At 63.7% G+C, this 14155-nt stretch carries 12 protein-coding genes; 7 read left to right on the top strand and 5 right to left on the bottom strand.

Annotation, left to right across the window (positions count from 1 at the left end; all coding sequences use genetic code 11):
- The first annotated feature begins 18 nt into the window (after positions 1-18).
- From GRI58_RS02710 to GRI58_RS02730, 5 genes are all read left to right on the top strand, one after another.
- Positions 19-384: a response regulator gene (locus tag GRI58_RS02710; RefSeq protein ID WP_160752041.1), complete on the top strand. Its 366-nt coding sequence runs from the start codon at positions 19-21 to the stop codon at positions 382-384.
- A gap of 11 nt (positions 385-395) precedes the next feature.
- Positions 396-1499 carry a chemotaxis-specific protein-glutamate methyltransferase CheB gene (gene cheB / locus GRI58_RS02715; protein ID WP_237452053.1) on the top strand — a complete coding sequence of 368 codons (1104 nt, stop codon included), beginning with the start codon at positions 396-398 and terminating at the stop codon, positions 1497-1499.
- Positions 1496-2371, top strand: coding sequence for a CheR family methyltransferase (locus GRI58_RS02720; protein WP_337190866.1), 876 nt, complete (start codon positions 1496-1498; stop codon positions 2369-2371). The genes cheB and GRI58_RS02720 overlap by 4 nt, the downstream gene beginning before the upstream one ends.
- A gap of 80 nt (positions 2372-2451) precedes the next feature.
- Positions 2452-4011: a putative bifunctional diguanylate cyclase/phosphodiesterase gene (locus GRI58_RS02725; protein ID WP_237452054.1), complete on the top strand. Its 1560-nt coding sequence runs from the start codon at positions 2452-2454 to the stop codon at positions 4009-4011.
- Between the two features lie 92 nt (positions 4012-4103).
- Entirely contained in the window at positions 4104-5447 is a 1344-nt protein-coding gene (locus GRI58_RS02730; protein WP_160752042.1) for a methyl-accepting chemotaxis protein, read from the top strand.
- Positions 5448-5459: 12 nt separating this feature from the next.
- Here GRI58_RS02730 and GRI58_RS02735 read toward each other — a convergent pair whose 3' ends face one another.
- Positions 5460-6341 (bottom strand): HpcH/HpaI aldolase/citrate lyase family protein, encoded by an 882-nt coding sequence (locus GRI58_RS02735; protein WP_160752043.1) that lies wholly within the window; start codon positions 6339-6341, stop codon positions 5460-5462.
- A gap of 103 nt (positions 6342-6444) precedes the next feature.
- Here GRI58_RS02735 and GRI58_RS02740 point away from each other — a divergent pair, with 103 nt between their 5' ends.
- Positions 6445-7326, top strand: a complete 882-nt coding sequence (locus GRI58_RS02740; protein ID WP_160752044.1) for an XdhC family protein — start codon at positions 6445-6447, stop codon at positions 7324-7326.
- Positions 7301-7903 carry a nucleotidyltransferase family protein gene (locus GRI58_RS02745; RefSeq protein ID WP_160752045.1) on the top strand — a complete coding sequence of 201 codons (603 nt, stop codon included), beginning with the start codon at positions 7301-7303 and terminating at the stop codon, positions 7901-7903. The genes GRI58_RS02740 and GRI58_RS02745 overlap by 26 nt, the downstream gene beginning before the upstream one ends.
- Here GRI58_RS02745 and GRI58_RS02750 read toward each other — a convergent pair.
- Genes GRI58_RS02750 through GRI58_RS02765 form a run of 4 tightly spaced genes read right to left on the bottom strand, consistent with a single transcriptional unit; the run spans position 7874 to position 14077 of the window.
- Positions 7874-8881: a DUF2891 domain-containing protein gene (locus GRI58_RS02750; protein ID WP_160752046.1), complete on the bottom strand. Its 1008-nt coding sequence runs from the start codon at positions 8879-8881 to the stop codon at positions 7874-7876. The two genes, GRI58_RS02745 and GRI58_RS02750, sit on opposite strands and share 30 nt — an antisense overlap.
- Entirely contained in the window at positions 8878-9831 is a 954-nt protein-coding gene (locus tag GRI58_RS02755) for a DUF979 domain-containing protein (protein WP_160752047.1), read from the bottom strand. Before GRI58_RS02755 ends, GRI58_RS02750 begins: the two co-directional genes overlap by 4 nt.
- The gene (locus GRI58_RS02760; protein WP_160752048.1) at positions 9828-10511 is read right to left on the bottom strand and encodes a DUF969 domain-containing protein; all 684 of its coding nucleotides are present in this window, start codon (positions 10509-10511) and stop codon (positions 9828-9830) included. The genes GRI58_RS02755 and GRI58_RS02760 overlap by 4 nt, the downstream gene beginning before the upstream one ends.
- Positions 10508-14077 carry a hydantoinase B/oxoprolinase family protein gene (locus GRI58_RS02765; protein ID WP_160752049.1) on the bottom strand — a complete coding sequence of 1190 codons (3570 nt, stop codon included), beginning with the start codon at positions 14075-14077 and terminating at the stop codon, positions 10508-10510. Before GRI58_RS02765 ends, GRI58_RS02760 begins: the two co-directional genes overlap by 4 nt.
- Positions 14078-14155 lie beyond the last annotated feature (78 nt).

Here is a 14155-nt window from a genome sequence, read left to right on the forward strand (position 1 = left end):
TGTAGGGGCGCCAGCAACATGAAGACCTGTCTCGTTGTCGACGATTCGCGGGTGATCCGCAAGGTTTCGCGGCATATTCTCGAAACCCTTGGCTTTTCCGTGCGCGAAGCTGAAAACGGCCAGCAAGGCTTGGATCGGTGCGCAGAGGAGATGCCCGAGGTGGTCCTGCTCGACTGGAACATGCCGGTGATGACCGGTATCGAGTTCATCACCCAGTTGCGCCAGCGCGAAGGCGGGCAAAAACCCAAGGTGGTGTTCTGCACGACCGAGAACGATGTCGCCCACATTCGCGAGGCGATCGACGCTGGTGCGGACGAATACGTCATGAAGCCCTTCGACCACGAGACATTGCAGATCAAGCTGCAGCTCGTTGGCATGGCCTGAGGACAGGCACCATGACAGCGGCATTACGCCGGGATCAGTTCACGACCGGCACCACCGATTTATCCAGCAACACCAGCGGACCGGAAACGACCCGGGTCATGCTGATCGACGATTCGCTCACGGTGCGGACTGTTTTTTCGCGCATGATCGACCGGGAAGGCGATCTGGAGGTCGTCGCCCAGGCCGGAACTGCCGAACAGGCGCTGATGACGCTGCGTGCGGTCGCGGTGGACGTGATCCTGCTCGATCTGGAGATGCCGGGGATGGGCGGCATCGAAGCGCTGCCCAAGCTGCTCGAAACCGCAGGCAAGGCGCAGGTGCTGGTCGTTTCCTCACTGACCGCCGATGGCGCCGAAGCGACATTGACGGCACTGCAAATCGGCGCCGCCGACACGATGCTGAAGCCGCGTCCCGGAGGGTTCGACGAGGATTACAAGCAAAACCTGCTCAGCAGAATCCGGGCACTCGGCGGCAAGCAGGCCGAAGTAATCGGTGCAACACCGGAAGCAAGCGCGCCTGCGCCGGGTACACCGCTGAAGCCCAGGGCCGTCGCAATCGGCGCATCGACCGGCGGTATCCACGCGCTCAACCTGTTCCTACGCAAGCTGCCGCGCCAGTTCGACCTGCCGCTGCTCATAACCCAGCATTTGCCGGAAAGCTTCATCCCGGTGTTCGCCAATCAGATGGAAATGGCGTCAGGACGCAAGGCAAGGCTTGCCGACGAGGGTGTCATCGTCGAACGCGGAGAAATCCTGATCGCGCCGGGACATGGCCACATGATTTTGCGCAAGCAGGCTGGTCGGGTGGTTATCGGACTGGCGTTCCACGATGTTCCGAGCGGCTGCCGCCCGTCGGTCGACCCGATGTTCGCCAGCGCAGCCGACGCTTATGACGGCCATGTCGCGGCAATTCTGTTATCGGGCATGGGCAGGGATGGCAGCGAAGGCGCCCGGCATCTGGCGCAGGCTGGCGGCGCGGTTCTGGCGCAGGATGAAGCCTCCAGCGCGGTCTGGGGAATGCCCCGGATGGTCGCCGAAAGCGGCCTGGCTCATGCTGTTCTCCCGCCGGAAGGCCTGGCCGCGAAAGTGGCGGTCATGGCGGGCGGCAATTGGTGACTGCAAACGATCCAGCCTATCGGGTGATTGCCGACCTGCTCGAGGCGCGCACCGGGCAAACGCTGACTGAGGGTCGGATGTGGCGGGTGCCGTCCGCATTGGCTGGTGTATTCCGGGAGCGCGGCATTTCGAACGTCGATCAGCTGGTTTGCCTGCTTGACAATCCCGCCGAGCATCGGCTCGCGGGAGAGGTGGTCGAAGCCCTGCTCAACCACGAAACCTACTTCTTTCGCGATCAGGCCTCCTTCGCCGCACTGGAGAACGACGTGCTGCCCGAACTCGCGCGTGCCAATGCAGCCACCCGCCAGATCGCAATCTGGTGCGCAGGTTGCTCCACCGGTCAGGAGGCGCTGTCGCTGGCCATGCTGTTCGCCGAGCAGGCGTCCCAGTGGAACGGCTGGCGAATTTCAATCCTTGGCACGGACATTTCGGCCAAGGCGATCAGCGCGGCGCGAACCGGGCATTACTCCCAGTTCGAAATCCAGCGTGGCATAAGCGTTGCGCAAATGCTCGACTACTTTACCGAGCACAAAGGCGGCTGGCAGGCGAGCGAGACAATACGCTCGCTCGTGCGTTTCCAGCAACACAATCTGCTCGATTCTCCTCCGCTTCCAGCCCGTTTTGACCTGATCCTGTGCCGCAACGTGCTGCTTTATTTCGATCCGGCTACACGCGCCAAGGCATTCGCGCGGATGCGCGGCGCCATAAATCCCGATGGACGGCTGGTGCTTGGCGCCGGGGAAACGGTCGTCGGCCAAACCGACCAATTCGTCAGCGCCAGTCGCGGCGTTGCACTTTATCGACCGCAATCAACGAACGTGACTTCAACCCAATTTATCGATCAGCCTTACACGCTGCGAGCACGGGCATAATCACTTTACCTTTCCTTAGCCGGACGGCCGGTAGATACACAAAATCAACCGGTCAGCTGCTGATGAGACGAAAAATCAAAATGATAACTCAGCATCGCCCTACCGGCTCATACCGGCGTCTGGCCGCATTTGCGCCTCCGGCGTCGCTGTTTTTCATCTTTCTGACGACCGTAACGATGTTGATGATGGCGCGTCACCGCAGCGCCGTGTCCGATTACGTCGTAGCAGGGGTTCTCGTATTCGGTGTCATTACCCTGATCGCGATCCGGCGAGGGTTAGCGCATATCCGGCAGCTTGACCAGGTTAGCCTGATCGACGGCCTAACCGGACTGAGTAGTCGCGAATCGTTCCACGCCGACTACAAAGAGCTTGCAGCGAACGACGAAGAACTTGCCGTAGCTCTGGTCGATCTTGATGGCTTTCTGATGGTCAACGAGCATCACGGCCATGCGATCGGTGACGAGGTGCTGCGCCGATGCAGTGCGATCCTTAACACGCAGGTAGGCGATGAGGCGAAGCTTTATCGGATGGGTGGCGATGAATTTGCGCTACTGATGTCCGGCAAGCTTGCCGGCACCTTGCTCGAAGGCCTGTGCCGCAATGTAATCGAGCGGCTGTCGCGACCCCTGCAGGTATACAATCTGTCGCTGACACTAGGTGCCAGCATCGGCCTGTCCCGTTGCAGCCCGGGTAAACCGGCCAGCGCTTCGGAAATGCTGCGACGGGCCGATGTCTCGATGTATGCCTCCAAACGTGCCGGCAAGGGGCGGTGCACCTGGTTCACTGCCGAATTCGACGCCAACCGGGCGCAGACCCGCGATATCGATGAGGATCTGCGGCAGGCTTTGGTCCACGACCAGTTTTCCCTGCTTTACCAGCCGCTGGTCGATTGCGATACAGCCCGGGTCGCGTGCGTGGAAGCACTGCTGCGCTGGCATCGCCCGGACGGCAAATCCATCGGACCTGATGTATTCGTCCCGGTGGCCGAGCAATCGGGGCTAATCCTCCCGATCGGCCTGTGGGTGTTGCGGCGCGCCTGCATGGATGCGCTGGCGTGGGACGAGATCATGCTGAGTGTGAACATTTCCGCCGCACAGCTGCGCAACGCGGAGTTTCCTGTCCAGCTGGGCCAGATTCTCGAGGAAACAGGCTTCGATCCCGGTCGGCTGGAACTGGAAATCACCGAGACCTGCCTGGTCCTTGATCCGGTGGTGGCAGAACGCAGCCTGGCGATGATCCGCAACTTCGGCGTCAATGTTGTCCTGGACGATTTCGGCACCGGCTTTGCCTCCTTCGGCTTCCTGCGCCAGTTCCGGTTCGAAAAGCTCAAGATCGATCGGAGCCTGGTCGAGGAGGCGGAAACCGACGAAGCCAGCCGCGCGGTCATGCTCTCCAGCGTCACGGTAGCGCGCGCGATGCGTATGAAGGTCACGGCCGAAGGCGTCGAAACCGAGGAACAGGCGAGGATGGTTCGCGCGGCAGGTTGCGACCAGATCCAGGGATGGCTGTATTTCAAGGCTATGCCCGCAGCGGAAATCGGCAAATATCTCAACCGGCCGCTCGACATGGCATCCATCTACCTCGGGCATAGCAGCGCGCAAGCCGAACTGTTCGACGAACCGGAACGAAAGATCGCCTGAACCGCAACCGCGCAGGGCCGCACTTTAACGCGGTGTCAAGCATCTCCGAATATGGTGAACCCTGCATTGAGACACAGGAGATCACCGCAATCATGAACGCGCCGACGGCCATTGTCGCTCAGAGCCTGACCGAGGAAATCGCGCAGCTCGCGGTAGAGCCGACCAGCATCGTCGAAGAACGCTACTGGCTGGCCAAATGGTTCAACCGTTTGCCGGTCGATCGCAAGCTTCTGCTGACTTCGGGCACGCCGATGTTCGCACTCAGCGTGGTGACAATTCTTGCGCTGATCGGATTCATCTGGCCGGCGACCATCCATTTCATGGCGCCTCTGGTCATCATCGTCGCGGGTCTCGGCCTGTTCTTCGGCTTTCTCGAAACGCGTCGAATGATCCGCGATACGATTCGCCCGCTGCGCAGCATCGTCCGTGAGATGACCCGAATTAGTGAAGGCCAGCGCGATATTTCCGTTCCTGCTCTGGACCGAGTGGACGAGATCGGTGATCTCGCACGCGCGCTGAGGCTCAATCTCAAGGCTGCCCATAAGGTCGACGAATTGTTCGAGGCGCGCAAGCATTCCGCCCAGCAGCGCCAGGACGAGCTGCTGTCGCTCGCGGCGAGCTTCGAAACCTCGATCGGCGAAGTCGTCGGCGGCGTGGCTTCGGCATCGAGCCAGCTACGCTCGACCGCCAGCGCCATGGCCTCTGCTGCAGAGCAGGCGCATCGGCAAACCACGCTGGTTGCGCAATCGATGGATCGCGCTTCCGGGGGCGTCACCGCCGCCGCTGCTGCGTCGGACGAATTTGCCATGTCGATTGGCGAGATCAGCCGTCAGGCGACCAATTCGGCCGAGCTTGCGCGAAATGCGACCAATGCAGCCGCACAGGCCGACCACACGATCTCCACGCTCGCAAGCTCGGCCAGCGAAATCGAACAGATCGTCGAACTGATTTCCTCTATTGCGCAGCGCACCAACCTCCTGGCGCTCAATGCCTCGATCGAGGCCGCGCGCGGCGGCGAAGCCGGGCGCGGGTTTGCCGTCGTCGCCTCTGAAGTGAAGGAGCTCGCCGCACAGACCAGCCGCGCGACCGAACAGGTTGCCGAGCAGATTCGCGAGATGCAGAACTCTACCGGCGCCAGCGTGAACGCGTTGCGCTCCATCGGAGACCAGATCAAGCAGCTGGAAACGACTGCCGTGGCGATTGCCAGCGCGGTCGATCAGCAGTCTGTCGCAGGGCAAGACCTTGCGCGTTCCATCGACCTCGCGGCGCGAAGCTCCGACGAGGTTGCCTCGAACGTCGACCAGGTGCGCGAAGCGTCGAGCAGCACCGGAGCCGCCGCCAGCCAGGTGCTGACATCGGCGACCGAGCTGGAAGATCAGGCCGCCATGCTCAACCACAAGGTGGCGGATTTCCTCTCGCAGGTTCGCGCCTCCTGACGACGGCGCGCGTCACTCGCCGATCTGGGCGAGGATCTGTTGTGCGCGGGACAGGTGCGGGCGGTCGAGCATCCCCTTGCGCCAGCCGATTGCCCCGGCACCGGGGTTGGCCTCGAACAGGCTAACGATCTCGCGCGCTTCGGCAAGCTCTTCCTCGCTCGGCGTGAAGGCAGCGTTGATCACCTCGACCTGCGCGGGATGGATCGCCAGCATTCCGCGGAATCCGTCGCGCCGGACCTGCTCGGCGCGCGCCTTCAATCCGTCGAGATCACGGAAATCGCCCATGATCGTCTCGATCGGTGCGACCCCTGCTGACGCCGCGCCGAGGAGGCACAGGCTACGCGCGAGTTCGAACACGGGACGATAGCGCCCTTCACTATCGGTATTGCCGAGCGCGCCGAGCGCATCCGCCAGATCCTCCGCACCCCAGGTCATCCCCTCAAGCCGCGGAGCATTGCGATAGGTGCCGGTGGTGAACATCGCCGCCGCAGTTTCGGTCACCAGCGCGATCACCCGCGTGCTGCCCGCCTCAATGCCGTGCTTTTTCTCCAGCTTGGTGAGCATGGTATCGAGCCGCTCGACATCGTGACCCCCTTCGGCCTTGGGCAGCATGATTCCACCCGGAGCTTTGGGCATCACCGCATCGAGATCTTCTTGAGTCATTCCCCCATCTAGCGGGTTTACACGGACCCAGATCCGCCCGCGCTGGTCAGCATTGGCAGCAAGGAAATCGGCCACCATGCTGCGCGCTTGGGGCTTCGCCTCCAACGCAACTGCGTCTTCCAGATCGAGGATCACCCGGTCCGCCGGTCCGGCGAGAGCTTTCTCCATCTTCCTCTCGCTGTCTCCGGGTGCGAACAACCATGAGCGCAGGGGGAATTGAGTGGTGGACATGACTTTGATCCTCGAACTGTCTGGTTTGCGCATAGCGCCTAACAAATGATCTCGCCTGCGCACAGCCTCGCAATGCGGGCGACCAGTCGCTATGTGGCATTGCGTGACCGATCTCGCACTTTCTCAAACAGACGGGCAATCGCAGGTGCAACCTCGCGCACCTCTGGATCCCGACCACGCAGCACTGGCTGCTGCGTGCGAGGAGGGTGTCGGCCTCGCGACAATTGCCGGGATCGAGGGCAGTTTCTCCCGTCGCCTTGGCGCGCAGCTCGCCGTGCGATCCGACGGATCGGTTGTCGGCAGCCTCGCCGACGGTTGTCTCGAACGTCAGCTTGCCACCGATTTGCTCGCGCTCACCGAACCTTGCCTGAAGCGCTATGGGCGCGGATCGCCGCAGATCGATTTTCGGCTGCCCTGCGGCGGTGGGCTCGATATCTGGCTTGATCCCGCGCCCGACCGGATGGCGTGTCGCACCGCTATCGAGGCATTGGAGGCGCGGCGACCTGCAAGTCTCGCAATGCCGTCTGGCTCGCCGATGGCCCGCAGAGGCTACATCCCCGCCCTCAAACTGCGCATCTTCGGCGAAGGACCGGAACCAGAAGCTCTGGAACGACTGGCCATCGCGGCGGGCTACGCCGTCGACGGCATAGCCAAGGCCGACTTGTCTTTGGGACAGCCGTCGCGGCTGCCCGTCGCCGATACGTGGACAGCGATTATCCTGCTGTTCCACGACCACGAATGGGAAGCTGCATTGCTGCAGGAAGCGCTCGCCAGTCCGGCCTTCTATGTCGGAGCGCAGGGCGGTGAAGGCGCACGGGTGGCGCGGGCGGCGCAACTGCTTGCCAATGGAACGCCCGAGGAAGATCTTGCGCAGTTACGCAGCCCGATCGGGGCAGTCGCTGCCTGCCGTACGCCCGAAACGCTGGCACTGTCGATCCTTGCCGAGGTAGCCGGAGCCTATGAGCACCTCCACGCCCCTGCTTGATCCGGGCATCGCGCTGGTCCTGCTCGCAGCCGGGAGCGCGCGCCGGTTCGGAGGCGACAAGCTCAGCGCGGAATGCGGTGGCAAGCGGGTGATAGAATGGGCGTTGGAGGCGGCAGAAAAGGCCGGATTCGTTACGCGAACGATTGTCCTCCCAGTCGGCAAGGAATCTCTCATGACTAGCGTGTCGGGTTGGCAAGTCGTCGAAAATCCCGCACCGGATGAAGGGCTGGCGAGTTCAATTCGCGTTGCAGTCAAAGCTGTCGGAACCGCGCAACGACTGGTCATCGCGCTTGCCGATATGCCCTTGGTCGCGCCAAGCCATCTGCGCGCGCTGGCGCTGGCAGATGGGACGGTTTTTACCGAACACAGCGCTGGGCGCGCAGGCGTTCCCGCAGCTTTCCCGCGCGGCGCATTCCGGCAATTGTCGGAACTCAAAGGCGATCGCGGCGCGGCGATTTTGGCGGGGACGATCGACCACACGATGCTGAGCCCTGCCGATCCATCAAACCTGATCGACGTGGATACGCCCGCCGCGCTGGCCGAAGCGTCAGACCTCCTTGGCGCGCTCAAAAGATAGCAGGGCCAGCAGCGCGAAACTCGCCAGCCAGTGCTCACCCATATAATCGCCCGCGACATGCGGCAGCGCCGCGTCGAGATGCTGCTGTGCGAGCCTGCGTAACGGCTCACATCGGGCATCGGGCGCAATCCGTCGGGCGATGTCGGACAGACACCAGCTGCGACTGAGGTTGAGACCGTCGAGATGAGCGATCTTGCCGTCGCTGCGATCCGAAACGCTCACCGGGTGGCATGACGCCTCAAGCCAGCCGCCATCGGGCAAAACTTGCCCAAACCACGGCATGAATTCGCCCTGATCGAGCACGCGACTCATCAGCAAGGTCGCAGTCAGGACCGGCGAGAGAAATTCGTCGCCGCCCGGCTCCCATCCGGCATAGACACCGCGATCGGTGAAGGCATCGCGGGTCCAACCATCTATCGCAGCAAGCAATTCCCTATCCTGTGCCTCTGCCCATTCTCGCGCCAGCACCAGCGCGAAGCTGGTGTTGTAATGCGTGCCCACGGTTATCGGATAGGTCAGCAAGGGCAGGAACGCGATGAAGCGCTCGGCAAAAGCCTGGGCGAGAGGTGCCAATCGTTCGCCCCATGGCTTGTCGCCGTGACGCATCGCCTCGAGGTGGAGATACAGCAGCCATCCCCAGCCATAGGGCCGCTCGAACCCGCGCGCGGATGGGCGCTGGAGATAGGCCAGTTCCACGGCCAGCCGGTCCTCGGTGAAGGTACTGTCCGCCAGCGCCTCGATCTCGGTCGCCTCCGGCATATCGGGGAACAGGCGGCGCAATGTCAGCAACGTCCACCAGCCATGCACGCAGCTGTGCCAGTCGAAACTGCCGAAAAACACCGGATGCAGCACGTGCGGGGGAAGCGCGTCGGCATCGCCCTCCAGCACGTGATCGAGCTTGTGCGGATATTCGCGCGCCACATGGCCCAGCGCGATGCGAGCGAAATTGCGGGCGATGTCTTGAGTGAGTGCGGTCATCGGAAAGCCAGGAAATAGATAATGGCGACATTGCAGGCGAACAGTGGAATGGCCGTGCCTGCCTGCATCCTGATCACGCCGTTCTGGCTTTTGAGTTCCAGCAGCGCGGCAGGGACGATGTTGAAATTGGCTGCCATCGGGGTCAGCAACGTGCCGCAAAAGCCGGCCAGCATGCCGACCGCGCCGATCACCGCCGCATCGCCGCCATATTGATGGATCAGCACCGGAATGCCGATAGCGGTCGCCATCACCGGGAAGGCGGCAAAGGCGTTGCCCATGATGATCGTGAACATCGCCATTCCCCCGCAATAGAGCAGCACGGCGAGAAACACGCTGCCCTGCGGCATGATGTCCCCGGCGAGCGAACCGATGACCTTGCCCACACCCGCCGCCGCGAACAGCGCGCCCAGCGCCGCCAGCATTTGCGGCAGCACCGCCGCCCAGCCGATCGAATCCATCAGCCGCCTGCCCTCCTGCATGGGTGCGGATATCGGCGGGCGCAGCCAGACATGGCACAGCGCCAGTGCCAGCAGTACTCCCACGCCGAACAGGATCAGCGTTTCGCGCCTTGGCTCGAACAGCCCCCACTGCCCGACCGGCGAGTAATTATAGAGCAGCGTCCCGACGACGGCGGTGAGCGGAATGGCGAGCGCGGGAATGAACAGCCGGTTGCCGAACCGCGCCGCCAGCGCTGCGCGCTCCTGCGGCGCGGTTGTCGGCGGATCACTACGCCCCAGCCCGCCGAACCCGGCAATCGCCACCAGCACCAGCACCAGAATGCCGTTGGCCAGATCGGACAGATACAAACCGAACAGGAAGCTCGCTGACAACAGCCCCCAGAACGCGGCATTGCCCCAGCGCTTGCCATTGCTCGCATCGCGTGCGCTGAGCACAGTCCAGATGGCAAACACCAGACCGGTCAGCAGATAGAGCCATTCGAGCGTTATCATGCGCGATCACCTGCATGTTGGCGCCCGATCCTGCGTTCGAGCAGGAACAGGCGCGCACCGTGGATGATGGTCGCGCAGATGGCCGTGGGGATCGCCCAGACCGACAATTGCAGGGGTGTCAGCACGACCCCGTCGCTGGCAAGGATCCCCTGGATCAGCAGGATCGAGGCGATGGCAAAAAAGATGTCCTCGCCAAAGAACAGCCCGACATTGTCGGTCGCCGCCGCCATTCCCAAGACCTGTTCGCGCTCATCCTCGGTCAGAGTGCCGTGGCGCTGGCTGGCGGCGGCCTCTGCCATCGGCGCGACCAGCGGGCGCACGGTTTGGGCCGGACCGCCGATATCCTTGAGCCCGATGGCGGCGGTCAGCTGGCGAAACACGAGGTAAAGCGCCAGCATCCGCGCCATCGTCGCCCCCGTGACCCCGCCGATCAGCGTGCGGGCACGTTCCTGCAACCCATATCGTTCGAGCAGGCCGATCACCGGCAGGATGATCCAGGTAACGCTGATATAGCGGTTGTCGTTGAACGCCTTGCCCAATGCCTCGATCACCGGGACCAGGTGCAATCCACCCAGCAGGCCGGTTACGACGGCAGCCACCGCCACCACCAGCAGCGGATTGAAGCGCAGGGCAAAGCCCACCACGACAAGGGCAATGCCCAGCAGCGGCCAGTAATTCATTCATCCTCCTCGCCAAAACCGCCCCCGCCCGGGGTCAGGATCACGAATGTGTCGCCCGGCTGCATTTCGGCCGAGCCGGTGGCTCCCAAGGTCTCTCGCGTACCATCGGCGCGTTCGACCCAATTTTCGCCTGCCAGCGCATCGCCGCCGCCCGCCAGTCCGCGCGGAGCGATCTTGCGGCGATTGGCGAGGATATTGGCGCGCGCAGGCTCCAGAAACGTCACCCGCCGTTCGACCCCGTCACCGCCGCGATACCGCCCCGCCCCGCCCGATCCGCGCCGGATGGCAAAGCTGTCGACCCGGACGGGCAAGCGCATTTCGAGGATCTCCGGATCGGTCAGGCGGCTGTTGGTCATATGCGTCTGCACCGCGCTCGTCCCGTCATGGTCCAGCCCTGCGCCCGAACCGCCGGCGATAGTCTCGTAATACTGCTGCCGGTCGTTGCCGAAAGTGAAATTGTTCATCGTCCCCTGGCTCGGCGCGAGCCTCCCTGTCGCCGCGAACAGCGCATCGGTCACCACCTGGCTGGTTTCGACATTGCCCGCCACCACTGCCGCACCGGGCGCAGGATCGAGCATGGAGCCTTCCGGCACCACCAGCTCGACCGGGCGCAGGCAACCATCGTTCATCGGAATCGGATCGTCGATCAGCGTGCGCAGGACATAGAGCGCGGCGGCGCGGGTGATCGCGCGCGGGGCGTTGAAATTGTCGGGCAGCTGCGCACTGGTCCCGGTAAAATCGAACACCGCCGATCGCGCGGCACGGTCCACGCGGATCTCCACGCGAACCTCGGCTCCATTATCCATCGGATAGGCAAAGCTGCCATCCTCCAGCGTGCCGACCAGGCGACGCACCGATTCCTCCGCATTGGCAAGGACGTGGCCCATATAGGCAGACAGCACCGCGCCGCCCTGTTCCTGCGCGGCAGCCTGCAACAGTTCGGACCCGCGCGTGCAGGCGGCGAGCTGGGCGCGCAGGTCGGACAAATTGCGCGCCGGGTTGCGCGCGGGCCATTCGCTGTCAGCCAGCGCATCGCGCACATCGGCTTCGCAAAAGCGCCCTGCATCGACCATCAGCAGATTGTCGATCAGCACCCCTTCTTCGGCGATGGTGCGGCTTTCGGGCGGCATTGATCCGGGCGCGATCCCGCCGATATCGGCATGATGGCCGCGCGCCGCGACAAACGCATCGGGCGTGTCGCCGTCTTCGCCATAGAACACCGGCACGATGACCGTGATGTCCGGCAGATGCGTGCCTCCGCGATAGGGATCGTTGAGGACATAGGCATCGCCGCGCCGCATTCCGCGCCCATCGCGCGGGGCGCCATCCGGCCCCGCTCCGCGCGCGGCGATCACCTGCCGGATTGATTCCCCCATGCTGCCCAGATGCACCGGAATATGCGGCGCATTGGCGATCAGCGCGCCGTCGGCGGCAAAGATCGCGCAGGAGAAATCGAGCCGTTCCTTGATGTTGACCGAGGTGGCGGTGGATTGCAGCACCAGCCCCATTTCCTCGGCGATGACCATGAAGAGGTTGTTGAAGATTTCCAGCCGTACCGGATCGACTTCGGTCCCCGCAGCGCGCCGCGTGTCACGCGGGGTATGGCGGGTGAGGACAAGGCTGCCCTCTTGCGCCAGCGCCGCCTGCCAGCCTTGCTCGACCACGGTTGTGGAACCCGGATCGACAATAAGCGCGGGGCCGATCACCGGCTCGCCATCGGTCATCGCGGCGCGCTGGATGCAGCGCCATTCGCCGCTCGCCTCGGCGTCGAGCGCGATCGGGTCGGCTGCCAGTCCGGCGAGACCGCCGACCGTTCCGCTTGCCTCGACGCTCAGCGCCTCGCAGATCACCTCGGCGGCGGCATCGTCATAGCCGAAACGGCGGCGGTGTTCGGCGCGAAAGTCTGCTTCCATCGCCGACATATCGCCGCAATCGACCGTCAGCACGCTGTCGCTCCCGGTAAAGCGCAGCCGCGCCTTGGGGGTGAGCGAAATCGCATCGTCCGGCACCGCCTGTTCGGCGAGCGCGGAGCGCGCCTCAGCCTCAAGCGCGGCAAGCTCGCCAGCAAACCCATCGGACAACGCGCGCACCACGCTTTTCTCGCGGATCGCCTTCACCGGGGCGAGCCCAATGCCATAGGCGGACAGGATACTAGCGAGCGGATGGACCAGCACGGTTTCCATCCCCAGCGCATCGGCGATCCGGCAGGCATGCTGCCCACCCGCCCCGCCGAAACAGGCGAGCGCATAGCGGGTTACGTCATGCCCGCGCGCGACGCTGATCTTGCGGATCGCGTTGGCCATGTTGTCGATTGCGATGGCGAGGAAGCCCTCGGCGATATCCTCCAGAGATTTCGGTTCGTCGAGCGCGGCGGCAACCTCCTCCAGCCGCGAACGCGATGCCGCCACATCGAGCGGCTGCTTACCGTCTTCGCCAAAGACCTGAGGGAAGAACGCCGGGTCGAGCCGTCCCAGAAAAGCATTGCAATCGGTGACTGTGAGCGGCCCACCCTTGCCATAGCAGGCAGGACCGGGATCGGCGCCCGCACTTTCCGGTCCGACCCGGAAGCGCGCACCATCGAACCGGCAGACCGATCCGCCACCTGCGGCGACAGTGTGGATCTGCATCGCCGGGGCGGCCACGCGCACACCCGCGATCACCTCGCCATCGGTCAGCTCATATTGCCCGGCGTAGTGGCACACATCGGTGCTGGTCCCGCCCATGTCGAAGCCGATCAGCCGTTCGTGCCCCAGCGGCCTCGCCGCGGCGACCATCCCGACCACACCCCCGGCAGGCCCGGACAGGATCGCATCCTTACCGCGAAAGCTGTCTGCCGCCGCCAGTCCGCCGTTCGACTGCATGAAGGACAGGCGCTCATGCCGGGGCAGATTGGCGCGCAGACCCGCGACATAGCGGGCGAGAACCGGCGAAAGATAGGCGTCGACCACAGTGGTATCGCCACGCGGTACCAGCTTGACCAGCGGCGAGACCTCGTGGCTGACGCTGACCTGAGCAAAACCCAACTCGCGCGCGATCTCCGCCAGCCTGCGCTCGTGACCGGGATAGGCCCAGCCATGCATCAGCACGATGGCCAGCGCGTCGTATCCTTGGTTTTTGGCTTCGGTCAGCGCCGCCCGCGCAGCCTTTTCGTCCAGCGCCCTAAGCACTGCACCATCGGCGGTCACCCGCTCGCCGATACCGATAACGTGGGAGGGCAGCTGGTCGGGCAACACGATATGCCTGGCAAAGATCTCCGGTCGCGCCTGATTGCCGATTCGCAGGGCGTCGGTGAAGCCCTCGGTAATCGCCAGCGCCAGCCGTTCGCCCTTGCGCTCCAGCAGCGCGTTGGTGGCAACCGTCGTCCCGATCCTGAGCTCGGCGATTGGCCCTTCGCCATGTTCGGCCATCAACCGCCGCACAGCCTCGCTCGCCGCATCGTCATAACGGCCGGGGTCTTCCGACAGCAGCTTTGCGGTGACAAGAACTCCATCCGGCGTGGTCGCCACCACATCGGTGAAGGTTCCTCCGCGGTCGATCGCGAACCGCCATGCGCGCCCATTGCTCATGGCGACACGCCTAGGGCGCACAAAGCTGCAAAGCAAACATGGACGGAAGGCTCTAAACCGGTCTAGGTTTGCAACCGA

This window comes from Qipengyuania algicida (assembly GCF_009828025.1).
Classification (GTDB): Bacteria; Pseudomonadota; Alphaproteobacteria; order Sphingomonadales; family Sphingomonadaceae; genus Qipengyuania; species Qipengyuania algicida.